This window comes from Rhodococcus sp. JG-3 (assembly GCF_000482405.1).
GTDB lineage: Bacteria > Actinomycetota > Actinomycetes > Mycobacteriales > Mycobacteriaceae > Rhodococcoides > Rhodococcoides fascians.
In genome coordinates, this window is sequence record NZ_KI519398.1 from 2,764,423 (window position 1) to 2,790,016 (window position 25,594).

The window sequence follows — 25,594 nt, forward strand, 5'->3', positions numbered from 1 at the left end:
CGTGTCACTGGCGAGTCTCGGCGGTACCGCTGTCCTGATGATGGTCACCGCCCTCGTCGGTGCCCGTATCGGACGACACAATGTCGTAGATGTGACGTGGGGTGGCGGCTTCGTTCTGATCGCGCTGATCTCGGCTGCGACCGGAACCGGTGATCTGTGGCGACGACTCCTGCTGGTCGTGCTCGTCGGAGTGTGGGGGCTTCGTCTTGCGCTGCACATGGTGCAGCGCTCACGCGGACACGGTGAGGATCCGCGGTACACCGAGCTGCTGTCCAAGGCCACCGGCAACAGAACCTGGTACGCCCTGCGGAAGATCTATCTGACGCAGGCGGTTGCGCTGTGGTTCGTGTCCCTTCCACTGCAGGTATCCGCCGTCTCACACGGATCGGTTCTACCCGTCGTCGTACTCGGCGTAGTGGTCTGGCTACTCGGATGGACGTTCGAGGCAGTGGGCGACGCGCAATTGAAGGAGTTCAAGGCCGACGCGTCGAACAAGGGCAAGATCATGGACCGAGGTCTGTGGTCCTGGACGCGGCATCCCAATTACTTCGGCGACTCGGCAGTGTGGTGGGGACTGTTCCTCGTCTCGGCCTCGGCGTGGCCTGGGGTGTTCACGATTCTGTCGCCTGTCGCGATGACGTACTTCTTGGTGTTCGCCACCGGGGCTCGGCTGTTGGAACGGAGCATGGAGAAGCGTCCGGGGTATCGCGAATATCAGCAGCGAACCAGCTATTTTCTGCCGCGGCCACCGAAACGGCAGAGCAAGTAGCTCGCGGGTGGGGCAGCGGCGTTAGGGTTGAACGAGAAATTCGGTTCGTCGACCGGATTCGGTTCGTTCGAGGATTGAGGAGGCGCATCGTGGCGCACGAGAGAGCTGGAACCACTGCACTGCCGGAGGATCTGGTCGATCTCTCGCAACTCGTCACGGCGTACTACTCGCGCATTCCGGACGTGTCGGAGCCGAGTCAGCAGGTCGTGTTCGGGACCTCGGGGCATCGAGGTTCGAGCCTGGATTCGGCGTTCAACGAGGCGCACATCGTCGCGACCACGCAGGCCATCGTGGAATATCGTTCCGCGCAAGGCATCACCGGGCCACTGTTCATCGGTCGAGACACCCATGCATTGTCCGAGCCCGCCTGGACGACGGCTCTGGAGGTGTTGGCAGCCAACGACGTCGACGTTCTGGTGGACTCGGGGGATCGCTACACCCCGACGCCCGCCGTCAGTCATGCCATTCTCCGGTACAACGAGTCGGGGCCGACCGCGAAAGCCGACGGCATCGTGGTCACACCGTCCCACAATCCGCCGCGTGACGGCGGGTTCAAGTACAACCCTCCGCACGGTGGACCGGCCGACAGCGATGCGACGTCGGTGATCGCTGCCCGCGCCAACGAGCTTCTCCGCGAGGGCATTACCGGTATCAAGCGTGTGACTCTCGCGCAGGCGTTCGCGGGAAGCGTCTCGCGGTACGACTTCCTCGGCACCTACGTGGACGACCTCCCGAACGTGCTCGATCTCGATGCGATCCGCGCCGCCGGAGTTCGCATCGGTGCGGATCCGCTCGGCGGTGCCAGTGTCGACTACTGGGATGCGATCGCCGAACGACACAACCTCGATCTGACCGTCGTCAATCCGTTGGTCGACGGCACGTTCCGCTTCATGACGTTGGACACGGACGGCAAGATCAGAATGGACTGCTCGTCGCCGAACGCGATGGCATCACTGATCGCAGCCCGGGATCGCTTCGACATCGCCACGGGCAACGACGCCGACTCCGATCGACACGGCATCGTCACTCCCGACAGTGGTCTGATGAACCCCAATCACTACCTCGCGGTCGCGATCGACTATCTGTTCACCCACCGACCCGGGTGGTCACCGACCGCGGCAGTCGGCAAGACGCTGGTGAGTTCCTCCATGATCGATCGCGTCGTCGCCGGTCTCGGACGAAAGCTGCTCGAGGTCCCGGTCGGGTTCAAGTGGTTCGTGCCGGGGCTGCTCGACGGCGAGCTCGGCTTCGGCGGCGAGGAGAGCGCCGGTGCCTCGTTCCTGCGGCACGACGGCCGAGTGTGGACCACGGACAAGGACGGAATCATTCTGGCGCTGTTGGCCTCGGAGATCACCGCGGTCACCGGATCGACACCGTCGCAACGCTACGCAGAATTCACAGCCGAGTACGGCGACCCGTCGTACGCCCGCGTCGACGCTCCGGCAACCAGGGAGCAGAAGGCTGTGCTCGCCAAGTTGTCGCCCGACCAGATCACAGCCACCGAATTGGCGGGGGAGCCGATCACCGCGACGCTGACCGAGGCTCCCGGAAACGGGGCCGCACTGGGTGGGCTGAAGGTGACAACGGAGAGCGCCTGGTTCGCAGCTCGTCCGTCGGGAACCGAGGACGTCTACAAGATCTACGCGGAGTCGTTCCAGGGCAAGGAACACCTCGCCGAGGTCCAGGCTGCCGCACGTGAATTGGTCTCGTCCGCTCTCGAGAGCTCGTGACCGACTCACCGACACCCGACCACGACAGCTCGGCCCCCGAGCCGGCATTCCAACCCGGAGGCAAACTCCCACCGGAGATCTGGGTACTGGTCTCGGCAGCGTTCGTCATCGCCCTCGGATTCGGCATCGTCGCGCCTGCCCTGCCGCAGTTCGCTCGAGAATTCGGCGTCGGATACACGGCCGCATCGGCAGTGATCAGTGCCTTCGCTCTCATGCGGTTGCTGTTCGCGCCGGCGAGTGGCGCTCTGGTTCAGCGGCTCGGCGAACGACCCGTCTACCTGATCGGACTGTTGATCGTGGCGGTCTCCACCGGTGCGTGCGCTCTGGCTCAGACGTACTGGCAGCTGCTGGTGTTTCGCGGACTCGGCGGGATCGGGTCGACGATGTTCTCGGTGTCTGCTCTCGGACTGCTGATCAGAATCAGTCCACCTACCAGTAGAGGCCGCATCTCCGGGCTGTACGCGACCGCTTTCTTGCTGGGAACCATCGGTGGTCCGCTCGTCGGCGGCGCGCTCGTCGGTTTCGGTCTGCGGGTGCCGTTCGTCATCTATGCCGTGGCTCTGGTGATCGCCGCTGCCGTCGTGTACTTCACCCTCGGCAATTCCGATCTGGTCAAGCCGGAGAAGGGAACTGCGCCGCCGACGATGTCGTTGCTCGCTGCTCTGCGAATCCCGTCCTATCGGGCCGCCCTGGCGTCGAATTTCGCAAACGGATGGGCCGTGTTCGGTGTCCGGGTGGCGCTGGTGCCGTTGTTCGTCGTCGAGGCAATGCAGCGGTCCGAGGTGTTCGTCGGGATTGCTCTCACGGTGTTCGCAGTGGGTAACGCTCTGGTTCTCACCAGTGCCGGTCGCCTGTCCGACGTACGCGGACGCAAACCGTTCATGCTGGGCGGTTTGGCGGTGTGCGGCCTGGGAACGGTCGTGATGGGCTATGTCCACGATCCGGTGTTGTTCCTCGCGGTGTCGTTGATCGCCGGAATCGGATCGGGCCTGATGAGTCCTGCCCAGCAGGCCTCGGTCGCCGACGTGATCGGCTCCAAGGCGCGTGGAGGACCCGTGCTGGCTGCCTTCCAGATGGCGTCCGACGTGGGCGCTGTGATCGGCCCGATCGTGGCCGGAATGATCGTGGAACGGGTCTCGTTCGGTCCGGCTTTCGCCGTGACGGGCGCACTGCTTCTACTGGCGGGGTTGTGGTGGTCGCGCGTTCCGGACACCCTCGAGCGCGAGCGCAGCTGACGGATACGTCCGTAGTATTCGCTCTGTGAGCGAGAAGAAGACATCCAGCACGAAACACACTCCGCAGGCCTCGTCGAATACCGTGACGTACATTCTGGGCGGTATTGCATTCCTCGTGGTGGTCGCGGTCGTCGTGGTAGCGATCCTGTGGCAGCGAGGTAGCGACGCGCCCCGGAACGACGGGTACGGATCGGTCAAGAATCCCGAGGTCGAATTGTCGTTGCCGGGAGACGGTGTCGTCGTATTGGCTCGTCCGGGCGCGCAGCGCGTCCTCGATATCTACGAGGACCCGATGTGCCCATTCTGCAGTGATCTCGAGGTGAAGCACGGCCAGGAATTGGCTCAGAAAATCGACGACGGCGTTGTCTCGGTCAACTACCACCTGATCAATTTCCTCGATGCGAGCTCGGCCTCGGGTGACTATTCGACGCGGGCCGTTGCGGCGTCGCACTGCGTGGCCGCCACCGAGAATGCGCGGGTCTACTCGGCTTTCCACGCCGCGCTGTTCGACCCGGAATTCCAGCCGGAGGAAGGAAGCGACTCCGACCGAACCGATGCCGAGCTGGCGGAGCTGGCAACGTCGAACGGAGCGAGCGATCTTGCGGTGGAGTGCATCACCACGGGCGCTCAGCGTGACGCAGCGGTGGCGGACGCGACGACCGGTCGGGACGCCTTGGCCGCATCGGGCGCACGCGGAACTCCGGGTGTTCTGGTGGACGGACAGGTGGTCGACGCGCTGGGCGACTCGGAATGGCTGGCTACGGTCGGCTGATCGGGGTCGAGCGCGGGGGGCCCGTACCAAAGCATCGAGTAGGGGCCGCACCAGCTGATTTGTTGCTGCCGCGAGCCATGGTGTAACTTCGTTCGAGCAACCGCATGAGCGGGAGCACGCAGTACTCGGGGCTATGGCGCAGCTGGTAGCGCACCACACTGGCAGTGTGGGGGTCAGGGGTTCGAGTCCCCTTAGCTCCACCGAGAAAGCAAAAGCGCCGCCCATCGGGCGGCGCTTTTGTTGTGTCTATGGCTTCGGCCACCGAATCGGCGTCTGCAGCGTGAGTCCTGAGACGCCGATTCGGAAGGCGGGAGTCAGTGAGCTGCGTCGAACGCCTGCTCCACTTCGGCGGGTATTCTTCCGCGCGCAGAAATGTTGTGGCCGTTCGCCTTCGCCCATTCTCTGATGGCTTTGGTCTGATTGGCGTCGCGCTTCGCCCCGGTGGCCGGGGAAGTCGACTTCTTCTGTCGCTTTCCACCCACCTTCGTCGAGTGCTCGATGTAATAGTCGAGCTTGCGGTGGAATTCTTTGGCGTTCTTGTCGCTCAGATCGATTTCGTAGCTGACTCCGTTGACCGAATAGGTTATGTGTTCGCCACCGGATTCGATCGGTTTTTCGTCGATGTCATCGACTAGTTGCACATAGACTTTTCTGGCCATGCTGAAGCTCTCCAATGGTGCAGGGAATGATGCGGGGGGATGTCCAGATCGAACTGTGTCGACTATACGGCCGAACAATGTGTATATCCATGCTGGCCGATCGATTGTTACCGGTTTCGCAGCATTGCCACAGAATCTGCAGATGTATTCGTCGAAACCGACGTGGCGCAGGCATTAAGTGTGTGCGCAGTGCGAGGGATCGCTGTTGCGGTGAACAAAGACAAACTGTCCGGTATTGATAGGAAATTCGTTCTCGGGGTCGGTTCGAGCCGGCGGCCGATTTCGGAGTTTCGCGGCACTCGTGTCGCCGTCGTGGGAAACATGAGAAGGCTGAGCAGATCGCAACGAATCGATCACGAAATGCACTCCTTTGGCTAACGAAATTCGATCAGGGACTCGAATGGTTCGATTTCTGGTTCACTCGAGCAGCAAGTGTCTGTTGTGACGCACGGTAGCTCCTGATGCCAATGGGAACCGCGTGGCTCGACGGCGTCCGAGGTGCCGAGAGGGGAGTGGCGCGACCGGCTCGACCGGAGCGCCCACGAGTCGATGAAATCTTCACGAACAGCCGGGTCGGCTGCGGTAACGCTGATGTGCGCAGGTCTACTGAGTGCTGGAGCGCTCGTCGGCGCACCGGTATCGGCCGACCCGTCCGCGCCCGCCACTGCGCCGTCGGCGACACCCGGCACGGAATCGGCCGGACGAGAGTTGACGGGAAAGACGGTCTTCCTCGATCCGGGTCACCAGGGCACAGCTCACTCGGAGAATCTGCAACGGCAGGTCGACGACGGGCGCGGCGGTACCAAGGATTGCCAGACCACGGGCATGACCACGGTGGACGGGGTGCCGGAGCACACCATCAACTGGAAGGTCTCGGAGCTGGTTCGGTCCAGTCTGGAGAGTCTCGGTGCGACGGTGAAGACCAGCCGCGTCGACGACACCGGGTGGGGCGGGTGCGTCGACGATCGGGCTCGCGCTGCCAGCGCGTCCGGAGCCGATGTGGCCGTCAGCATTCATGCGGACTCGACGAGCACGACGACCGATACCGACAAGCACGGATTCCATCTGATCGTGCCGACACTGCCGATTCCGAATGCGGCGGCCGATGCGGCTCAGTCGGAGGGCGGGCGCTCGGCCTCGAAGCTGATGAGAGATTCCTACGTTCGCGCCGGGTTCGATCCCGCCAATTACTCGGGCGTCGTCGACGGGATCCAGGAACGATCCGACGTCGCGGGGCCCGCACTGACGACTGTTCCGTTGGTGTTCGTCGAGATGGGCAATGGTTCCAACCCGGACGACGCGGCGGTGCTGGAGAGCTCGGACGGTCAGGTGAAGCATGCGATCGCCATCTCCACCGGCATCATCGACTATCTCCTCGGAGCCGAGGCTGCCTCGTCGCCGGACGTCGCAGTTCCCACCGCCTCTGCGCCGACACCGACGAGCGCGACTGTCCCCGCAGCTACGTCGACGTCCGTAGCGGGTCGTAGTGCCTTGTCTCGACTGCTCGAAAGCGTCTCGCCGTATGTTGAATCGTTCGGTGTCGACGGATTGAAGGGATTGGTGACCGACGAGAACGTCAGCAGCGTCTCCACCTTCGCTCGAGGCCTCCTGAATCGAATTCTCGCCGCCCGGTAGTCTCGACCGGCGTGGCGCGTCGACGAATTCCGGTGGTGATCGTTGCCGGCTTTCTGGGTGCAGGCAAGACCACTCTGCTCAATCATCTGTTGCGCAACGATGCGGGAATTCGGATCGGCGTCGTGGTCAACGATTTCGGTGCGATCAACATCGATTCCATGCTCGTTGCAGGACAGGTCGATTCGATGGTGTCACTGGGCAACGGATGCATCTGCTGTGCGGTGGACATCACTGACATGGACGCGATGTTCGATGCGCTGGCACACCGCCGCTCGCCCATAGACGTGATCGTGGTGGAGGCTAGCGGATTGGCGGAGCCACGGAATCTCATTCGAATGGTGCGCGGCAGCGAGAACGAGTTCATCGTGTACGGCGGATTGGTGGGAGTCGTCGACGCGGTCGAATTCGCGGATACCCGCACCCTGCATCCCGAAATCGATCAGCATCTGCAATTGGCGGATCTGGTGGTACTGAACAAGTCCGACGCCGTCGAGGATTCGGAGCGCTCTGCGGTGGTGTCGAGGGTTCGGTCCATTGTCGGCGACGTCCCTGTCGCAGCTGTGTCGTTCGGACGCGTCGATCCTCTGTTGTTGTTCGACCGGCCCCAGAACGGGCCGGTCGAATCCGCACTACCCGTGCAATTGTCCTTCGACGAACTTCTCCGCGAGCACCTCGACGGCGACAGCTGCCACGAGCACGGACACCACCGACACCTGCATGCGCAGTACTCGCATACCGAGTTCGTCAGCACAGCAGCGATGCAGCCGCGTCGGCTGATCGAATTTCTCGAGAACCCGACCGGAAACCTCTACCGCATCAAGGGTGTCGTGCATTTCGACCTGCCGGGACACCAGCAGAAGTTCATCGTGCAGACGGTAGGGCGACACATCCGGTTCGAGAGTGCAGCGTGGTCACGGGGTGAAGCCCAGCAGACATCACTGGTGCTGATCGGCACCGAACTCGATGCGGACGCGGTCGAACATCGACTGCGGGCCTGCGTGCGCGGCCCTGACGACGCAGTCGACGCCTCGGCCATGTTGCCTGTCCATCGATACCTCGAGCCGGCGTAGGTCTTCTACAGTCCGACCCATTCGGTGCGCCCGCCTTCGAAGCCCTGCCGTTTCCAGATGGGTACCTCGGCCTTGATGCGTTCGACCAGTCGGGCGCACGCCTCGAACGCCTCGGCGCGATGAGCCGATCCGACTGCGGCCACGAGCGCGAGATCGCCGACCCGCAAGTCCCCGACGCGATGCACGGCAGCGACCGCAAGACCGGTTTCGGACGAGACCTCCGAGCAGCATCGGCTCAAGAAGCGTTCCGCATCGGGGTGGGCGCGGTATTCGAGAGTTTCCACGGCGTGGCCACCGTCGTGGTCACGAACGATTCCGCTGAACAGCACCACGGCACCGTGGTGCGAATCCTGTACCGCGGCTTCTACTTCGGCGGTCGTCAGCGGCTCGTTCGAGATGCGGGCGACGAGTTCAGTCATCGTGGGGTCCTCCTCCTGAGATCTGGGCGAGTACATGATCGAGGAGCGGATCGAGAACGGCCAAGCCGTCTTTCACGCCTCCCGGTGATCCGGGCAAGTTGACGACGAGGGTACGTCCGATCAACCCGGACACCCCGCGACTCAGCACCGCGTGCGGCGTCGCGGAGGTTCCCTTGGTGCGGATCTGGTCTGCTATTCCTGGCATCTCGATGTCGAGCAGTGCCGCCGTGGCCTCCGGAGTTGCATCGGTAGGGGAGACGCCGGTTCCGCCGGTCGAGATGATCAGCGACGGCTCGCCGCGTAGCGAGTCGCGCAGTCCGGCCTCGATGTCGGCATCGGCGTACACCAGCGGGCCGCGCACCGCGAAGCCCCGATCGGTCAGCCAGGATGCGATGGACGGGCCGGTGGTGTCCGGGCGGGTCCCGCGAGCACCGCCGGTGGAGGCCACGAGCACGACCGCCGACTTCGTCCCCTCCGACGGCCGAGCGTCGTCGTCGGGGGCGGTCGCCTTCGCATCACGCTGCCAATGTCCATGCTTACCACCGTCTTTGGTGATCAGCCGGACGCCGTTCATCGTCGCACCCGGGTCGACTGCCTTGACCATGTCGTGCAGAGTCAACCCGGCAACCGCGACGGCGGTGAGGGCTTCCATCTCGACGCCGGTCCTACCGGTCGTGCGGGCGGTGGCCTCGACCGTGATGGAGGTGTCGGTGAATCCGAAGGAGATCTTGACCGACGAGAGCGCCAGTTGATGGCACAGCGGAATCAGATCGGACGTGCGCTTGGCAGCCGAGATACCGGCGATCCGAGCGGTCGCCAGGACATCGGCCTTCGGCATGCCGTCCGCCTGCACCAACCCGATGACCTCGGGCGTGGTGACGAACTCGCCTGCCGCCACTGCCGTTCGGGAGGTTTCTTTCTTGTGCGCCACATCGACCATGCGGGCGCGGCCCTCGTCGTCGAGGTGCGACAGGGGGTTCTGCGGAACTTCGGTGGTCACAGCGGCCATACCTCCACGGGTGATCCTGCGGCGAGTTCGGTTGTCTCGGCGGCGATGTCGATGAGCACGTCGGCCCACGCCAGTGCGGCCACCAGGTGGGACCCCGGTCCGGCGACCAGTTCGACCCGGCCGTCGTCACGCAATTTTCCGCGGAGCAGTTGACGCCTGCCCGGCGGCGAGGTGATCGACTGGAACAGAGTCGCAGGGCCCGACAGGACCGGTGGCAGGCCGGCCGATCGCCGAACGATGTTGCGCGCGAACATAATGTACGACACCACGGTGCTGACGGGGTTGCCGGGGAAACTCAGGACCGGGGTGCCGTCGAACATCGTGATGCCCTGCGGTCCACCCGGTTGCATCCGAACCGATCCGAACTGTCCACCCAGCGGCGCGAGAACGTCCTTGACCACCTCGAAGTCGCCCATCGACACTCCACCGGAGGTGATGATGAGCTCCGCCGATGCGGCTGCGGACGTGAGGATGCTTCGGAAGCGTTCCGGATCGTCGGTGCTGCGTGCGACGGTGAGCACGTCGGCACCGCTCGCGCGCAGGTGCGCGGCAAGAGTGATGCCGTTCGAGTCGAAGATCTGACCGGGCGAGAGCGTCTCGCCTGCGTCGGCCAACTCTGCTCCGGTGGTCACCACGGCCACCCGAGGACGCGACCGTACGTCGACGGTGGCCAGTCCGACGGCCGCGAGAACCGAGATGTGCCGGGGCTCGAGCACTCTGCCCGCGTCGATCAGGATCGTTCCCGCGCGTACGTCGCTACCCTGTTCGCGCACGAATTCGCCTGCGACGCGGGCTCGTTCGACGGTCACCGCACCTGCGGTGGTCACCGTGGTGTCCTCCACGGGGACGATGGCGTCCGCTCCGTCGGGTATCGGTGCGCCGGTCATGATCTTGGCTGCGCTACCGGGCGTCAGCGTCGAGGGTCGGGTGGGTCCGGCAGCGATGATCGTCGATACCGGAAGCGTCACGGGCGCAGACTGCACCGAGCGAGAATCGACCGCATAACCGTCCATCTGCGAATTTCGGAACAGAGGTAGATCGACGGGGGAGGTCACGTCGTGGAATGCCACCCGCCCCAGTGCGTCGGTCAGCGGCACTCGTTGGGCTGCTCGGGTGCCCAAGTCTGCGAGCAGCGACTCGATCGCTGCTGCGTGCTCCTCGACGGATACGGCGCTCACAGTGCAGGTCCGGTGATCGCTCGAGTGTGCTCAGCCGTCATGGCTGCCAATCCTAGGCACGCCGACACGACGGGCGCGTGTGGGCTGCGGCATACTGGGTAGACAGGCCGATGTGAGACATGCAGGAACAGACGGATTCGAGGTGTGAGGTGACGGTGGACAGTGTCACGTCCCTCGGGATCCCGCGTATCGGTGCAGCTTCCTCGGGGTCGGCGTTCGGCCCGGTGGACGATCGTCCCGACGTGCCGCATCTGATCGATCGCTTCGGGCGGGTGGCACGCGATCTGCGCATCTCGATCACCGAGAAGTGCTCGCTGCGGTGCACGTACTGCATGCCGGAGGAGGGGCTGCCGGCAATTCCCACAGCCGACCTGCTGACCGCTGGCGAGATCGCTCGGGTCGTCTCGGTTGCCGTGCGCCTGTTGGGAATACGCGACGTGCGTTTCACCGGCGGCGAGCCTCTGATGCGTCGAGATCTGGACGACATCCTTCGTTCGTGCTCCGCTGTGGCGGACGGCGTGCCGTTGTCCATGACCACCAATGCCGTCGGTCTCGAACATCGTGCGCAGGCCCTCGCCGAGGCCGGTCTGACGCGCGTCAACGTGTCGTTGGACTCGGTCGATCGTGAACAGTTCGCGCGCTTGACTCGACGCGATCGTCTGCCGTCGGTGCTGGCCGGTATCCGAGCGGCCAAGAAGGCGGGCATCGGTCCGGTGAAGGTCAATGCCGTACTGATGCGAGATACGCTCTCCGGCTCCGTGGATCTGCTCCGGTGGTGTCTGGACGAGGGGGTCGCGCTTCGATTCATCGAGCAGATGCCACTCGACGCCGATCACGAATGGGCCCGCAACAACATGATCGACGCCCAGACGTTGCTCGACGAGCTGTCCACTGCTTTCGATCTACGTGAAGTGGGTCGCGCCGATCCGTCCGCTCCCGCCGAGGAATGGAGCGTGGACGGCACGGAGGCGACCGTGGGAATCATCGCGTCCGTCACGCGCTCGTTCTGCGGCGACTGTGATCGAACGAGGCTCACTGCCGAGGGGACCATCAGGTCCTGCCTGTTCAGCGACGACGAGACGGATCTTCGCGCGGCGCTGCGGGGCGGTGCCACCGATGACGAGCTGGCAGCAGTATGGCGCGGAGCCATGTGGAACAAATGGGCCGGGCACGGCATCGACGCCGAGGGCTTCGTGCCACCGACCCGCAGTATGGGAGCAATCGGTGGTTGAGACACAGCCCAGCACGACCGATAGTCGAACGATGCAGGTGGAGGTGCGGTACTTCGCAGCCGCCGTCGACGCGTCCGGCTGCGAGTCGGAACACCTCACTCTGCCGGCCGGTGCGACGCTGGGAGAATTGCGCGAGGCCATCCGTTCTCGGTACGGAGCCCCGATGGAACCGATTCTGCGGGTGTCGGCGTATCTGGTCGGAGACGAGTTGACCCGCGATCTGGGGCGGTCCGTAGGCAGCAGAGTCGACGTACTGCCGCCGTTCGCCGGCGGCTGATCGTCACCGATCGCCGCCGACGAAGGTCGGTCAGTGACCGTTCTTCCACCAATCGTCGAACGGTGTCACTGGAACGGTTCGCTTGTGCCGCGTCGCGGCGAACATCTTCTCGAGTTTGTCGGCCACTTCCTCGGTGACGTCCTTGCCTTCGAGGTAGTCGTCGATCTGCTCGTATGTGACGCCGAGTGCTTCCTCGTCGGGCAGAGCCGGTCGGTCGTCTTCGAGATCCGCGGTGGGGACTTTGCGCCAGGTACTTTCGGGCGCACCGAGCTCGCGCAGCAGCGCAGCACCTTGTCGCTTGGTCAGGCCGGTCAGTGGCGTCAGATCCACCCCGCCGTCCCCGAACTTGGTGAAGAAGCCGGTCACCGCCTCGGCTGCGTGGTCGGTGCCGACCACCACATAGCCGAGTTCGCCGGCGATCGCGTACTGGGCGACCATGCGTTGACGAGCTTTGATGTTGCCGCGCACGAAATCTCGGACCTCGCCGGTTCCCAGAGCCTCGGCGGTCGCAGCGGCTGCGGCATCGGAGGCCTCCTTGATGTTCACCGTCACCGTGCGGTCGGGATCGATGAACTTCAGTGCGATCGCCGCGTCGTCCTCGTCGGCCTGCACACCGTAGGGGAGCCGTACGGCGACGAATTCGGCCTCGTGCCCGTCGGTTCGTAGTTCGGTCACCGCCCGCTGTGCGAGCTTGCCGGTGAGCGTGCTGTCCTGTCCGCCGCTGATCCCGAGTACGAAACCGGAGGCCGGGGTCGACGCGAGGTAGTCCTTGAGGAAGTCCACGCGCCTGCGGACCTCCGTCACCGGATCGATGGTCGACTGTACCGCCAGCTCACGCATGATTCCGGAGCGCAATTCCGAGTTGATGTGTCCCATCCGATCATCCTAATGACGAGTGCGGGTACGCGTTCGGGTCGAGAAGGATGCGTAGTGTCGTTCGACGTGAGCGGATCCACCGATACCTTCGTCAAGCGAGATACCCGCGCGCACCCGGACTTCTTCGAGGCCGAGGCGACGGGACTCGCGTGGCTCGGTGAGACAGGGGTGCCTGTCGTCGGTGTTCTCGATCGCGGACCGACGTTCATCGAACTCGAGCGGTTGACGGCCGCGCGTCCCACCGAGATCGCGGCCCGTCGATTCGGGCGCGCACTGGCCCGGATGCACGACGGCGGCGCGGCCGGATTCGGGGCTCCGCCGAATCGCCCGGACGGCACACCGTTTCCCGGGCAGTTGTTCATCGGCTCGCGGCCCATGACCAACACTGTCCACGCCACGTGGGGTTCGTTCTACGCCGACGAGCGAGTGCTGCCGTTTCTGCGGATCGCGGTCGACGCCGGAAACGTGACGCAGTCCGAGGCGGCGACCGTCGAGGCGGCGTGCGAGCGGGTGGCGGACGGCGAGTTCGACGATGATGAACCGCCCAGTCGAATCCACGGAGACCTGTGGAACGGCAACGTCTTCTGGACCGATGCGGGTGTCGTGCTCATCGATCCCGCGGCACACGGCGGCCATCGCGAAACGGATCTGGCGATGGCGGCACTGTTCGGCTGTCCTCATCTGGACGCCATGGTCGACGGCTACGAGTCCGTGCACCCGCTGCGGACGGGGTGGCGCGACCGAACCGCCCTCCACCAGTTGCATCCTCTGGCCGTGCATGCGGCCGGACACGGCCGTTCGTACGGAACTGCCTTGCATTCGGCAGCACTGTCGACCCTCGCGACGTGACCGACAACCGCTATGGGACGCGAGTTGCTCTGCGCACCAGATCTTCCCACCCGTCGGCCAGACGATCCATCGTCATTCCGAGGTCTCGGTACTGGTGCAGCACCAACGTGGCTTCCAGGGGGGTGAGCAGCCAGTAGGTGAGAAGTTCCAGGTCTCCCTCCACGCCGGCTGCACGGAGCAAAGACAGAACGTGTGTGAAATTGACCATGTGCGCCGGAGCCGAATACCGAGCGTCGGCCGAGCTTTCCGCGGCCCGCAGCACCTCGCCCTGAACCCTGACGAATTCCAGCCGTGCCCGACCGAACGCGACGAGGCGGTCGATGGGATCGGCACCGGGCCCGAGCGGCGGTTCGCCGAACATGAACGAGCTCTGCAACATCTTCTCGGTGTGATCCAACAGGGCTCGCATCAACCCGGCGCGGTTGCCGAAGCGCCGGAACACGGTGCCTTTGCCGACGCCGGCCCTCGTTGCCACGGCTTCCATGGTGACGGCGTCGGCACCGAGGGTCGCCACCAGCTCCGTCGCGGCGTCGAGGAGCAGCCGGCGGTTGCGGGCAGCGTCACAGCGTTCGGAGTCTTCGCCTACTACGGGCAGCATCGGACCGGTCACCTGTTCAGGGTACCTCGCTGAGGAATACAAGTGGACCGCGGTCCGTTTGGATGGTATGAATTGACACGACGATCACGTCATCCGAACTTTCGAAGGAAGATTTCATGTCAGACGCACACGTACTCGTTCTCGTCGGAAGCCTGCGCGCCGAATCGGTGAACAAGCAGATTGCCGAGACTGCAGTCACCGTCGCACCGGCCGATGCCGAGATCGTGGTCTACGACGGGCTGGGCGACGTTCCCTTCTACAACGAGGACATCGACGTCGACGGCTCCGTGCCTGCGGCCGCCCTCGCACTGCGCGCCGCTGCCGAGAAGGCTTCTGCGCTGCTGTTGGTCACGCCCGAATACAACGGCACCATTCCGGCCGTGCTGAAGAACGCCATCGACTGGCTCTCACGTCCCTACGGTGCCGGTGCCATGGTGGGCAAGCCGGTCGTGGTCATCAGCGCATCGCCGAGCGGCAACGGGGCCAAGTGGGCCCACGAGGACACGAGCAAGGCCGTCCGCATCGCCGGCGGATCCGTACTCGAGGACGTCCAGCTCTCCATCGGCGGCACCATCGACAAGTTCGGGGCCGCCCACCCGCGTGAGAACGCCGAGGTGTCCGGTGAGATCGGCCATGTCGTGGCCGAGTTGGTCAAGGCGTCGAAGGAACTCATCAGCGCGTGACCACTTGATGGTATCGGGAATCGTTTTCATGTAGCCTGGTCTCATGAAGGTGAGAAATTCTCTGAAATCGCTCAAGAACAAGCCCGGCGCCCAGGTGGTTCGCCGCCATGGGGTCGTGTTCGTGATCAACAAGAAGGAGCCGCGGTTCAAGGCGCGTCAACGCTGACACTCGCGTGATCCACGTGACGGCCCCTCGGAGCAACTCCGGGGGGCCGTCGTCGTGCGCGGGTGTCTTCGGTGATCGTCACTGTCGGGGCGACGGTCGGTAGTGACGAAAGACACCTCGTTTTGTGACGTCCGACACGCCGATGTGGGGTGGACGAGCGTCGGTCGCACGGCCGTGACCAGCGAATACCACGCATGTTGTTCGCAACATCTCGTGTTCTAGGCAGATGGGGGACACTAGGTGTAGTGTTTGACCCGCCGAGAGACCACAACTCGAAGAGCCCGAACGACGTGGGTTCGAGCAGGTCGCAGTCGCCCTGAGCGGGAGATGTTCTCGGTGCCACACGCAGAGCACATCGTCGCCATCGGTGCACCCGACGGCGACAACGGAAAGAGGGACACCATGAGCATCACCGTTTACACCAAGCCCGCCTGCGTCCAGTGCAATGCCACCTACCGCGCCCTCGACAAAGCGGGTATCGAGTACTCCGTCATCGACATCTCGCAGGACCCCGAGGCACGTGACTACGTCATGGCGCTCGGTTACCTGCAGGCCCCCGTCGTCGTCGCCGGTGACGACCACTGGTCCGGTTTCCGCCCGGATCGCATCAAGACCCTCGCGACGAACGCTGCTTGAACAGATCGAGAAAGTGAGTGAGCGGTGAGTTCACAACAGCAGTCCTCGAACTCACTCGTCTACTTCTCCAGCGCGTCGGAGAACACGCACCGTTTCGTGTCGAAGTTGGATATCCCCGCGACGCGCATTCCCTTACGAGATCCGGACGGCACGTTTCGCGTCGACTCTCCCTACGTCCTGATCGTGCCGACGTACGGCGGAGGAACGACGTACGCCGGCCGCGACACCAACTACGTCCCCAAGCGTGTGATCAAGTTTCTCAACGACAAGCACAATCGATCGTTGATCAGAGCCGTCATCGCTGCCGGAAACACCAATTTCGGTGACTCCTTCTGCTTTGCCGGAGACGTCATCTCGCAGAAATGCGCGGTTCCGTATCTCTACCGCTTCGAATTGATGGGCACCCCCGAGGACGTAGTGCGAGTCCGCGAGGGACTCGAAGACTTCTGGGAACGGGAAGTCCGTCGCGCTGCCCACACGCACTGAGCATCAACCACCACAGACCAGTAGGAGCACCGCCGTGGCACCGACCATCACCGACGCAGCACCCGCACCCGCGACCGTTCGCAGCGACGGTGACATGGACTATCACGCGCTCAACGCGATGCTCAATCTCTACGGGCCCAGCGGTGAGATCCAGTTCGAGAAGGACCGCGAAGCTGCCAATCAGTACTTCCTGCAGCACGTCAACCAGAACACCGTGTTCTTCCACGACCTGGACGAGAAGCTGGACTACCTGGTCGAGGAGAACTACTACGAGCCCGAGGTTCTGGACCAGTATTCACGTGAGTTCGTGAAGTTCCTGATCAACCACGCGTACTCGAAGAAGTTTCGATTCCCGACCTTCCTCGGCGCGTTCAAGTACTACACCTCCTACACGCTCAAGACGTTCGACGGTAAGCGCTACCTCGAACGCTTCGAGGACCGTGTGTGCATGGTGGCATTGACGCTGGCGGCCGGTGACGAAGCCCTGGCCACCGATCTCGTGGACGAGATCATCGCCGGCCGATTCCAGCCCGCGACGCCCACCTTCCTCAACTCGGGCAAGAAGCAGCGCGGCGAGCCCGTCTCGTGCTTCCTGCTCCGCATCGAAGACAACATGGAGTCCATCGGACGATCCATCAACTCCGCGTTGCAGCTGTCCAAGCGCGGCGGCGGAGTTGCATTGCTGCTGAGCAACATTCGCGAAGCAGGTGCGCCGATCAAGCGGATCGAGAACCAGTCGTCCGGTGTCATCCCGATCATGAAGCTGCTCGAGGATTCGTTCTCGTACGCCAACCAGCTCGGGGCACGCCAGGGCGCGGGCGCGGTGTACCTGCACGCGCACCACCCCGATGTGTACAAGTTCCTCGACACCAAGCGTGAGAACGCCGACGAAAAGATCCGCATCAAGACGCTGTCCCTCGGAATCGTCATCCCGGACATCACGTTCGAGCTGGCGAAGAAGAACGAGGACATGTACCTGTTCTCGCCGTACGACGTCGAGCGCATCTACGGAGTGCCGTTCGCCGACATCAATGTCTCGGAGAAGTACTACGAGATGGTCGACGACAAGAGGATTCGCAAGACCAAGATCAAGTCGCGTGAATTCTTCCAGACTCTCGCCGAGCTGCAGTTCGAGTCCGGCTACCCGTACATCATGTACGAGGACACCGTCAATCGTGCGAACCCGGTGAAGGGCAAGATCACTCACTCCAACCTGTGCTCGGAGATTCTCCAGGTCTCGACGCCGTCAACGTTCAACGACGACCTCTCGTACAGCCATGTGGGCAAGGACATCTCGTGCAACCTGGGCTCGCTGAACATTGCCAAGACGATGGATTCGCCCGATTTCGGTAAGACCATCGCGGTGGCGATCCGTGGTCTGACTGCGGTGTCGGATCAGACCCACATCTTCTCGGTACCGTCGATCGAGCAGGGCAACAACGACTCTCACGCGATCGGCCTGGGTCAGATGAACCTGCACGGCTACCTCGCCCGCGAGCGCATTCACTACGGCTCGACCGAGGGAATCGACTTCACCAACATCTACTTCTACACGGTGCTGTTCCACGCCATCCAGGCCTCGAACCAGCTGGCCAAGGCTCGCGGCCAGTACTTCAAGGGTTTCCCGGATTCCAAGTACGCGTCGGGAGAGTTCTTCGACAAGTACACCGACCAGGTGTGGGAGCCTGCGACACCGAAGGTCGCGAAGTTGTTCGCCGACTCCGACGTCGCCATCCCGACCCAGGCCGACTGGGCCGCGCTGAAGGCGTCGGTGCAGGAGTACGGAATCTACAACCAGAACCTGCAGGCCGTTCCGCCGACCGGCTCGATCTCGTACATCAACAACTCGACCTCGTCGATTCACCCGGTGGCGTCGAAGATCGAGATCCGCAAGGAAGGCAAGATCGGCCGCGTCTACTACCCGGCACCGTATCTCGACAACGACAACCTGGATTACTACCAGGACGCGTACGAGATCGGCTACGAGAAGATCATCGATACCTACGCTGCCGCAACGCAACACGTCGATCAGGGCCTGTCCTTGACGCTGTTCTTCAAGGACACGGCCACCACCCGCGACATCAACCGCGCGCAGATCTACGCATGGCGCAAGGGCATCAAGACGCTGTACTACATCCGTCTGCGTCAGATGGCCCTCGAGGGCACCGAGGTCGAGGGCTGCGTCTCCTGCATGCTGTAGGGCTTCGCCGTCGTGCGCGTTTTGCGTACCTGGAGGGGCGCAAAACGCGCACGACGGAAGTTGTCGTACCCACTGGGCAGGATGGCCGGCCATGGAACATGGTCGGGGGGACGGTCGAGAACTTCAGGTTCTGATCGACACGCAGTGGGGGCTGTTCACTCAGTCGCAGGTCACGAAGTTGGGGTACAGCCGAAATCGAGTCCGCAAGCTAGTGGACAGTGGCGCGTGGATCGTTGTTCTGCGCGGCGTCTACTCGATCTTCACCGGACCGTTGACTCGGGATCGGATCCTGATGGCAGCGCTTCTGTACGGAGGTGGGCACGCAATGCTGAGCCACCGCTCCGCAGCCGAAGAATGGGGATTGCGACGGCCCGATCCCGATTCGGCCGTCCACGTCACCGTGCCGTACGGAAAGTCTGCATGCAATCAGCGCCCGACGCTGCGCTCGGTCCCCAGGGCCGGAACGAGGCTGGTGGCGGGCATCGGACTATCGCTGCATCCCGGAGTGGTGGTGCACCGATCTCGTGCGCACCGGCACATCGGCGTACCAGGGGATATGCCGCGAACGACGCTGGTGGACACTGCACTCGATCTCGCGGTGTCGGAACCTACGCCGAGGCAGGCTTTCCACAGCTTGGTGTCGTCGGTGACTCAGCGGCGAATTCGATTGACGGACGTTCGGGAGCAGATCGCTGTCCGCAGGCCGTACCGGTATCTCACAGCGCTGACCGAAGCCGTCGACTTGCTCGCGAACGGCGTTCAGTCTGTTCTCGAACTCGAATATGCGACCAACGTCGAAGAGGCTCACGGGCTCCCTGCTGCCGAACGGCAGAGCGAGATAAAGGTCGACGGGCGGACACTCTACGAGGACGTCGTGTACCGAGTTGGATCTCGTACGCTGACCGTGCGCCTGGACGGTCGTCGGTTCCATTCGATGCAAGAGGTCGCATTCCGCGATCGGCGACGTGACAATGCTTCGGAACTCGCCGGGCGTGCGCGACTCGTTTTCGGGTACGAGGAGGTCAGCAGCGATCCGTGCGGCGTCGCAGGAGACGTGGCGCAGGTTCTTCGACGTGAGGGCTGGGAGGGCGAACTCACGTCGTGCGCGTTGTGCGCCCCTCCAGGTACGCAAAACGCGCACGACACAGATCTTGTGTTAGCTATTGATGTCGGACACAACGGGTAGTGTTCAAGCAAGCCAATATTCGGCAGATTCTCTCGGTAGATAGGACACATGGTGAAGCTGATCGATCGCGTTTCCGCAATCAACTGGAATCGGGTCCAGGACGACAAGGACTCCGAAGTCTGGGAGCGTCTCACCAGTAATTTCTGGCTGCCCGAGAAGGTGCCGGTGTCCAACGACATCCCGTCGTGGGCAACTCTCACCGCCGTCGAGAAGCAGCTGACGATGCGCGTGTTCACCGGACTGACGCTGCTCGACACGATTCAGGGGACGGTCGGTGCCGTCAGCCTCATTCCCGACGCCATCACTCCGCACGAGGAGGCGGTGTACACCAACATCGCGTTCATGGAGTCGGTGCACGCGAAGAGCTACAGCTCCATCTTCTCCACCCTCAGCTCCACCCGCGACATCGACGATGCGTTCCGCTGGTCCGAGGAGAACGTCAACCTTCAGCGCAAGGCCGAGATCGTGCTGAACTTCTATCACGGTGACGACCCGCTCAAGCGCAAGGTGGCGTCGACTCTGCTCGAGTCGTTCCTCTTCTACTCCGGCTTCTACCTGCCGATGTACTGGTCCTCGCGGGCCAAGCTCACCAACACGGCAGACCTCATCCGGCTGATCATTCGTGACGAGGCCGTGCACGGGTACTACATCGGATACAAGTACCAGAAGGGCCTCGAGAAGGTCAGCGAGGAGCGGCGCGAAGAGCTCAAGAATTACACGTTCGAGCTGCTGTTCGAGTTGTACGACAACGAGGTCGAGTACACCCAGGATCTGTACGACGAGATCGGTCTGACCGAGGACGTCAAGAAGTTCCTGCGCTACAACGCCAACAAGGCACTGAACAACCTCGGCTACGAGGGCCTGTTCCCCAAGGACGAGACGGATGTGAACCCGGCAATTCTGTCGGCTCTCTCACCCAACGCCGACGAGAATCACGACTTCTTCTCCGGGTCGGGCTCCTCGTACGTCATCGGAAAGGCCGTCAACACCGAAGACGAGGACTGGGACTTCTAGAAACCCATCCTCGCGCCGGGCCGCTCACTCCTTCGGTGGGCGGCCCGGCGCGCGAATGTCTTTGGCCTCCTTCGGCATTCGGCCCTGCTCGCTCAGTGCTCGACGCAGTAGGAACTCGATCTGAGCGTTGGTGCTTCGGAGCTCGTCGGAGGCCCAGCGGGCAAGAGCGTCGTGCACCGCTGGGTCCAGCCGAAGCAGAATTTTCTTACGCTCGACGGCCATGGCTCACTGGTACAGCGATCCGGTGTTGACGACGGGCTGGGTATCGCGATCGCTGCACAACACGACGAGCAGATTCGACACCATGGCCGCTTTCCGCTCCTCGTCGAGTTCCACGACGTGTTTCTCCTCGAGCTTCGAGAGTGCCATCTCCACCATTCCCACCGCACCTTCGACGATCTGCTGACGCGCTGCGATGACAGCTCCGGCCTGCTGGCGTCGCAGCATGGCCTGCGCGATCTCCGGAGCATAGGCAAGACGGTTGATGCGGGTCTCGATCACCTCGACGCCGGCCGATCGCACCCGCGCGTGTACTTCCTCCGACATGGCGGCGGTGATCTCGTCGGCGTTCTCGCGCAACGACATTCGTCCTTCGGCGTCGTACGGGTAGCTACCGGCGATATGACGGACGGCCGATTCGGTCTGGACGGCGACGAACTCCTCGTAATCGTCGACCTGGAAGGACGCCAGGGCGGTATCGGCAACCTGCCAGACGACGATGGCAGAGATCTCGATCGGATTGCCGTCGGCGTCGTTGACCTTCGATTGACCGGTCTCGTGGTTGCGAATTCGCGTCGAGATGGCCCTGCGGTACGTCAACGGATTGGTCCAGCGCAGCCCCGGTGTACGCAGCGTCCCGCTGTACGAACTGCCGAGTAGCTGCAGAACGCGAGCTTGATTCGGTTGCACCAGAGTCAATCCCATGAGTGCCGGCAGCGAGAGCACGAACAGGACGACTCCGACGACCGTGAGCCCCACCACGGAGAAGACCAGTCCGAGAGCGAACGCGGCGATTCCGCCGAGAAACAGCGCGAGACCGACGCCGAGCATCGACCAGCCCGGCAGATCCCAGCCGGTGCGCTCGGCGATGGTCGTGGTCGGTGTACCCGTCGGCTTCTCGGCGACGGTAGCGGGTGCGGACATGAGAACCTCCCTCTCGATGTTGATAGTAAAGTGATATCACATTACGAATCGAAACAGGGACGGTTCGGTGGAGCTGTGTACTCGGTGCGGCAGGGGAGTCAGCGTCGAAACCATGCCGACGGGTCGTCGGCGATGGCTTTCTCGATTCGCAATCGCGAAGTGGCCGTGAGGTTTTCGGGTAGGCCATCGAGCTCGAACCAGGCCACATCGAGGTTCTCGTCGTCGGCGACATGAGGAGTGCCGCCGGTGTAGCGAGCGAGGAACGTGATGTCCAGATACTGCGCGACGTCGCCGTTGGGGTACGTGATGGGCTCCGTCACGTCGACGCTCGTCAGGCGCACGATCGTGGCGTCCACACCGGTCTCCTCACCGATCTCACGCAGCGCGGCGGGTGCAGGTTCCTCGCCGGGTTCGAGGATTCCGGACACCACGGCCCAGGTGTTGTTGTCTGCCCGCAGAGTCAGCAGCACGCGCCGATCGTCGTCGAGAACGACTGCGCTGACGCCGGACAGCCACAGCGGGGACGTGCCGACGACGCTGCGCAGCGCCTGAACGAAGTCCGGGATAGGCATCGCGTCAGGACACGTAGGCGTTCAGAGAAGCGGACAGGTCGGCCAGAACGGCCCGCGCCGCGACGACCCCGCTGCCCGACCAGACCGTGTCGTTCACCGCGAACACCCGCCCGTCGGTGACCGAGCCGAGAGCGTGCCACGCGTCGCAGTCCATCACCTCACGGCCGAAGGTCTCGCCGTCCGGACCCGCGAATCGCACGTAGACGATGTCGCCCTCGACGGGCTCCAGGTTGCCGGGCTCGACCGAGAAACCGGTGTCACGCTGATTCTGTGGCCGTGCCACGCCGACCTCGGCGAGCACCTGGCCGGCGAACGAATCTTGGCCGTCGACCTCGACGGAATCGGCATCGAATCGGATGACCGACGCCTGCGTCTGGGTTGCATCGATCTCGCGACCGACGCGTTCGGCATCCGCGGAGAACGACGCGAGCTGGTCGAATCCTGCCTGGCCTCGACCCAAGGCGGCTGCGGACTGCAGAAAAGTGTCTTTCCATCCCTGTCCGGTCGCGGTGAACACGGTCGGCGCGATGGCAGTCAGCGAATCGTAGGTATCGGATCCGAGAGAATCGGCCCCCAGGATCAGGTCCGGGGCGAGGGCGGCGATCGCATCGAGGTCGGGGGCACCGACCGGGCCGACCGACGGAACCGACGCCAGGCCGGTACCCAGGTACAGCGGCTGGTCTCCGTCTCCCCGGAAGTCGGGGTCGAGCGTGGCCGCGCCGACGACGCGTTCCCAGATCCCGACCGCGCAGCTGGCGTCGAGGCCTGCAGCGTCGAGGACGACGATGCGCTGTGGATCGGCCGGGATGGCACTGATGCCCTCGGCGTGCCCGACGGGGCGCGTATCGCCCTCGACTCCAGTCGGGTCGAGTGGGGCAAGTGCGGGACACAGTCCGACGGTGTCCCGGTTGTTACCGACCACCCCCGCTCCGGCAATGTTCGTCGTACTGCGAACGATGGTGGATGCGTCGTCCTCGGTCGCGGAGTCGGAGCATCCGGTCAACGCCACGGCTGCCATCAGACAGACAGCGGCCGCCGTGCCCGTGGTGTGTGGCGCGAACCGGCGGGGGAGTCGTGGTCGAAGTGGCAACGCGGAACTTCTTTCTGCGGGTCGGGTGGTCTCACACAGTAACGGAAATCGCCTCGCGCAGAGCACTGCCGCGGACCCTTCTCGGCCATCTGCTCGCACGGTGTTCCGGGGTGTGTCGGAGGGCTCGTAAAGGCCGACGGCGCAGGCAGATCGCACCCCGAACCATGGTTCGATCGAATCCAATACGACACACGGTAGGACCGGTTCGGCAAGCGTCGGTCCGACGGTCTACGATTCGAGTAGCGCACGACTAGTGACGTCGCCTCGTGATTCGGGGTCGGACGCGCAATCAGGAGGATCTGTGACTGCCCTAGCGCCTAGGCCCGCTCCCGCGGTGGATGCTGCTCGGCCTTTCCCGCCGCGGATGGGACCGAAGGGTTCGTTCATCCACAAGGCGGTGACCACAACCGATCCCAAGGTTCTCGGGATCATGTACATCGCGACGTCGTTCGCCTTCTTCCTCGTCGGTGGACTGATGGCGCTGTTGATGCGCGCCGAGTTGGCCGTGCCGGGGATGCAGTTCCTGTCCAACGAGCAGTACAACCAGCTGTTCACGATGCACGGCACCATCATGTTGCTGCTGTACGCAACGCCGATCGTGTTCGGCTTTGCCAACTACATTCTTCCGCTGCAGATCGGTGCGCCGGACGTGGCGTTCCCGCGTCTCAACGCGTTCTCCTACTGGCTGTACCTGTTCGGTGCGCTGATCACCACGGCCGGCTTCATCACCCCGGGTGGCGCAGCCGACTTCGGATGGACGGCGTACACGCCTCTCACCTCTGCTCTGCACTCGCCCGGTGTCGGTGCCGACCTGTGGATCATGGGCCTCGCCGTCGCCGGTCTGGGAACCATCCTCGGTGGCGTCAACATGATCACCACGGTGATCTGCCTCCGCGCCCCCGGTATGACGATGTTCCGGATGCCCATCTTCACCTGGAACATCCTGGTCACGTCGATTCTTATCCTGCTGGCGTTCCCGCTGCTGACCGCCGCACTGCTCGGCCTTGCCGCCGACCGCCACCTGGGCGCGCATCTCTTCGACCCGGCAACGGGCGGAGTGCTGCTGTGGCAGCACCTGTTCTGGTTCTTCGGGCACCCCGAGGTCTACATCATCGCGTTGCCGTTCTTCGGAATCGTGTCCGAGGTGTTCCCGGTGTTCTCCCGCAAGCCGATCTTCGGTTACTCGGGTCTGATCTACGCGACGATCGCCATCGCTGCACTGTCGATCGCCGTGTGGGCCCACCACATGTACGCCACCGGCGCGGTACTGCTGCCGTTCTTCTCGTTCATGACATTCCTCATCGCTGTTCCGACCGGTGTGAAGATCTTCAACTGGGTCGGCACGATGTGGCGCGGACAGGTCACGCTCGAAACGCCCATGCTGTTCTCGATCGGCTTCCTCATCACGTTCGTGTTCGGCGGACTGACCGGTGTGCTGTTGGCTTCGCCTCCCATCGACTTCCAGGTCACCGACACGTACTTCGTCGTCGCCCACTTCCACTACGTGGTGTTCGGCACCGTGGTGTTCGCGACCTACGCAGGAATCTACTTCTGGTTCCCGAAGATGACGGGCCGGATGATGGACGAGGCTCTGGGCAAGTGGCACTTCTGGCTGACGTTCTTCGGATTCCACGCCACGTTCCTGGTGCAGCACTGGCTCGGTAACGAAGGCATGCCGCGTCGCTACGCCGACTACCTGCCGTCCGACGGCTTCACCGAACTGAACATCATCTCGACCATCGGTGCGTTCATCCTCGGTGCCTCGACACTGCCGTTCGTCTGGAACGTGTTCAAGTCGTACCGATACGGTGAGGTCGTCACAGTCGACGATCCGTGGGGTTACGGAAACTCGCTGGAGTGGGCCACCTCGTGCCCGCCCCCGAGGCACAACTTCACCGAGCTGCCCCGGATTCGTTCCGAGCGTCCGGCGTTCGAGCTGCACTACCCGCACATGGTCGAGCGGATGCGGTCCGAAGCGCACGTCGGTCCTGGTGCTCATGGTGGCAAGACCACCGCGGTACTCGAACAGGCCCGCCGGGCTCCGATCGCGACCAGCGATCACGAAGGTTCGGGCGACCCGGATCCCCGGTAGTCCACAGCACAGCGAGAG

General features: G+C 63.5%; 27 protein-coding genes and 1 tRNA gene. 18 read left to right on the forward strand and 10 right to left on the reverse strand.

Going from position 1 to position 25,594, the window contains the following annotated elements; translation table 11 throughout:
• Positions 1-37: 37 nt before the first annotated feature.
• The 5 genes from K414_RS0114475 to K414_RS0114495 all read left to right on the forward strand — a co-directional run bounded on the left by K414_RS0114475 (position 38) and on the right by K414_RS0114495 (position 4,706).
• Entirely contained in the window at positions 38-769 is a 732-nt protein-coding gene (locus K414_RS0114475; protein ID WP_152530507.1) for a DUF1295 domain-containing protein, read from the forward strand.
• A gap of 89 nt (positions 770-858) precedes the next feature.
• Positions 859-2,499 (forward strand): phosphoglucomutase (alpha-D-glucose-1,6-bisphosphate-dependent), encoded by a 1,641-nt coding sequence (pgm, locus tag K414_RS0114480; protein WP_027496584.1) that lies wholly within the window; start codon positions 859-861, stop codon positions 2,497-2,499.
• A 77-nt stretch (positions 2,500-2,576) separates the two neighbouring features.
• Positions 2,577-3,734 (forward strand): MFS transporter, encoded by a 1,158-nt coding sequence (locus K414_RS0114485; RefSeq protein ID WP_051365365.1) that lies wholly within the window; start codon positions 2,577-2,579, stop codon positions 3,732-3,734.
• A 25-nt stretch (positions 3,735-3,759) separates the two neighbouring features.
• Entirely contained in the window at positions 3,760-4,506 is a 747-nt protein-coding gene (locus K414_RS0114490) for a DsbA family protein (protein ID WP_027496586.1), read from the forward strand.
• Between the two features lie 127 nt (positions 4,507-4,633).
• Positions 4,634-4,706: transfer RNA gene (locus K414_RS0114495), tRNA-Ala, on the forward strand.
• A 114-nt stretch (positions 4,707-4,820) separates the two neighbouring features.
• Here the strand turns inward: K414_RS0114495 and K414_RS0114500 are convergent.
• The gene (locus K414_RS0114500) at positions 4,821-5,165 is read right to left on the reverse strand and encodes an Lsr2 family protein (protein WP_027496587.1); all 345 of its coding nucleotides are present in this window, start codon (positions 5,163-5,165) and stop codon (positions 4,821-4,823) included.
• A 549-nt stretch (positions 5,166-5,714) separates the two neighbouring features.
• Between K414_RS0114500 and K414_RS0114510 the strand changes: the two genes are divergently transcribed.
• A complete protein-coding gene (locus K414_RS0114510; protein WP_237606186.1) occupies positions 5,715-6,800 on the forward strand; it encodes an N-acetylmuramoyl-L-alanine amidase in 1,086 nt (361 codons plus the stop codon).
• Positions 6,801-6,811: 11 nt separating this feature from the next.
• A complete protein-coding gene (locus tag K414_RS0114515; RefSeq protein ID WP_027496590.1) occupies positions 6,812-7,870 on the forward strand; it encodes a CobW family GTP-binding protein in 1,059 nt (352 codons plus the stop codon).
• A 5-nt stretch (positions 7,871-7,875) separates the two neighbouring features.
• On the opposite strand, the gene K414_RS0114520 is transcribed toward K414_RS0114515, so the two are convergent.
• From K414_RS0114520 to glp, 3 genes are read right to left on the reverse strand one after another with little or no spacing between them, the layout of a single operon-like run.
• Positions 7,876-8,289 carry a molybdenum cofactor biosynthesis protein MoaE gene (locus K414_RS0114520; protein ID WP_027496591.1) on the reverse strand — a complete coding sequence of 138 codons (414 nt, stop codon included), beginning with the start codon at positions 8,287-8,289 and terminating at the stop codon, positions 7,876-7,878.
• Entirely contained in the window at positions 8,282-9,289 is a 1,008-nt protein-coding gene (gene moaCB / locus K414_RS0114525) for a bifunctional molybdenum cofactor biosynthesis protein MoaC/MoaB (RefSeq protein ID WP_027496592.1), read from the reverse strand. The genes K414_RS0114520 and moaCB overlap by 8 nt, the downstream gene beginning before the upstream one ends.
• Positions 9,286-10,476 (reverse strand): gephyrin-like molybdotransferase Glp, encoded by a 1,191-nt coding sequence (gene glp, locus K414_RS0114530; protein WP_027496593.1) that lies wholly within the window; start codon positions 10,474-10,476, stop codon positions 9,286-9,288. The genes moaCB and glp overlap by 4 nt, the downstream gene beginning before the upstream one ends.
• A 149-nt stretch (positions 10,477-10,625) precedes the next feature.
• Between glp and moaA the strand changes: the two genes are divergently transcribed.
• Together moaA and K414_RS0114540 are read left to right on the forward strand one after the other, a co-directional pair.
• Complete coding sequence (gene moaA / locus K414_RS0114535; protein WP_027496594.1) at positions 10,626-11,708, forward strand: GTP 3',8-cyclase MoaA; 1,083 nt, start codon at positions 10,626-10,628, stop codon at positions 11,706-11,708.
• Positions 11,709-11,739: 31 nt separating this feature from the next.
• On the forward strand, positions 11,740-11,985 hold the full coding sequence (locus tag K414_RS0114540) for a MoaD/ThiS family protein (RefSeq protein ID WP_027496595.1): 246 nt from the start codon (positions 11,740-11,742) through the stop codon (positions 11,983-11,985).
• Between the two features lie 30 nt (positions 11,986-12,015).
• Here K414_RS0114540 and nadE read toward each other — a convergent pair whose 3' ends face one another.
• Positions 12,016-12,861: an ammonia-dependent NAD(+) synthetase gene (nadE, locus tag K414_RS0114545; protein WP_027496596.1), complete on the reverse strand. Its 846-nt coding sequence runs from the start codon at positions 12,859-12,861 to the stop codon at positions 12,016-12,018.
• 66 nt (positions 12,862-12,927) lie between these two features.
• On the opposite strand from nadE, the gene K414_RS0114550 reads away from it, so the two are divergent.
• On the forward strand, positions 12,928-13,710 hold the full coding sequence (locus tag K414_RS0114550; protein WP_037220212.1) for a fructosamine kinase family protein: 783 nt from the start codon (positions 12,928-12,930) through the stop codon (positions 13,708-13,710).
• 10 nt (positions 13,711-13,720) lie between these two features.
• Here K414_RS0114550 and K414_RS0114555 read toward each other — a convergent pair whose 3' ends face one another.
• Positions 13,721-14,320 carry a TetR/AcrR family transcriptional regulator gene (locus K414_RS0114555; protein ID WP_027496598.1) on the reverse strand — a complete coding sequence of 200 codons (600 nt, stop codon included), beginning with the start codon at positions 14,318-14,320 and terminating at the stop codon, positions 13,721-13,723.
• 104 nt (positions 14,321-14,424) lie between these two features.
• Here K414_RS0114555 and K414_RS0114560 point away from each other — a divergent pair, with 104 nt between their 5' ends.
• The 7 genes from K414_RS0114560 (at position 14,425) to nrdF (ending at position 20,679) form a co-directional block, all read left to right on the forward strand.
• Positions 14,425-14,991 (forward strand): NAD(P)H-dependent oxidoreductase, encoded by a 567-nt coding sequence (locus K414_RS0114560; protein ID WP_027496599.1) that lies wholly within the window; start codon positions 14,425-14,427, stop codon positions 14,989-14,991.
• Between the two features lie 43 nt (positions 14,992-15,034).
• Positions 15,035-15,157, forward strand: a complete 123-nt coding sequence (gene ykgO / locus K414_RS0114565) for a type B 50S ribosomal protein L36 (RefSeq protein ID WP_027496600.1) — start codon at positions 15,035-15,037, stop codon at positions 15,155-15,157.
• A 402-nt stretch (positions 15,158-15,559) separates the two neighbouring features.
• Complete coding sequence (locus K414_RS0114570; RefSeq protein ID WP_027496601.1) at positions 15,560-15,793, forward strand: redoxin NrdH; 234 nt, start codon at positions 15,560-15,562, stop codon at positions 15,791-15,793.
• A gap of 24 nt (positions 15,794-15,817) precedes the next feature.
• The gene (gene nrdI / locus K414_RS0114575; protein WP_027496602.1) at positions 15,818-16,279 is read left to right on the forward strand and encodes a class Ib ribonucleoside-diphosphate reductase assembly flavoprotein NrdI; all 462 of its coding nucleotides are present in this window, start codon (positions 15,818-15,820) and stop codon (positions 16,277-16,279) included.
• A 94-nt stretch (positions 16,280-16,373) separates the two neighbouring features.
• On the forward strand, positions 16,374-18,479 hold the full coding sequence (nrdE, locus tag K414_RS0114580) for a class 1b ribonucleoside-diphosphate reductase subunit alpha (protein ID WP_237606500.1): 2,106 nt from the start codon (positions 16,374-16,376) through the stop codon (positions 18,477-18,479).
• Between the two features lie 91 nt (positions 18,480-18,570).
• Positions 18,571-19,665 carry a type IV toxin-antitoxin system AbiEi family antitoxin domain-containing protein gene (locus K414_RS27050; protein WP_032387198.1) on the forward strand — a complete coding sequence of 365 codons (1,095 nt, stop codon included), beginning with the start codon at positions 18,571-18,573 and terminating at the stop codon, positions 19,663-19,665.
• A 48-nt stretch (positions 19,666-19,713) separates the two neighbouring features.
• Positions 19,714-20,679, forward strand: coding sequence for a class 1b ribonucleoside-diphosphate reductase subunit beta (nrdF, locus tag K414_RS0114590; RefSeq protein ID WP_027496604.1), 966 nt, complete (start codon positions 19,714-19,716; stop codon positions 20,677-20,679).
• A 24-nt stretch (positions 20,680-20,703) separates the two neighbouring features.
• Here nrdF and K414_RS0114595 read toward each other — a convergent pair whose 3' ends face one another.
• From K414_RS0114595 to K414_RS0114610, 4 genes are all read right to left on the reverse strand, one after another.
• A complete protein-coding gene (locus K414_RS0114595; RefSeq protein ID WP_027496605.1) occupies positions 20,704-20,901 on the reverse strand; it encodes a hypothetical protein in 198 nt (65 codons plus the stop codon).
• A 3-nt stretch (positions 20,902-20,904) separates the two neighbouring features.
• The gene (locus K414_RS0114600) at positions 20,905-21,822 is read right to left on the reverse strand and encodes an SPFH domain-containing protein (RefSeq protein WP_027496606.1); all 918 of its coding nucleotides are present in this window, start codon (positions 21,820-21,822) and stop codon (positions 20,905-20,907) included.
• A 98-nt stretch (positions 21,823-21,920) separates the two neighbouring features.
• Entirely contained in the window at positions 21,921-22,394 is a 474-nt protein-coding gene (locus K414_RS0114605; protein ID WP_027496607.1) for an NUDIX domain-containing protein, read from the reverse strand.
• 4 nt (positions 22,395-22,398) lie between these two features.
• On the reverse strand, positions 22,399-23,412 hold the full coding sequence (locus tag K414_RS0114610; protein ID WP_051365117.1) for an iron-siderophore ABC transporter substrate-binding protein: 1,014 nt from the start codon (positions 23,410-23,412) through the stop codon (positions 22,399-22,401).
• A 373-nt stretch (positions 23,413-23,785) separates the two neighbouring features.
• On the opposite strand from K414_RS0114610, the gene ctaD reads away from it, so the two are divergent.
• On the forward strand, positions 23,786-25,576 hold the full coding sequence (gene ctaD / locus K414_RS0114615) for a cytochrome c oxidase subunit I (protein WP_027496609.1): 1,791 nt from the start codon (positions 23,786-23,788) through the stop codon (positions 25,574-25,576).
• Positions 25,577-25,594: the final 18 nt, after the last annotated feature.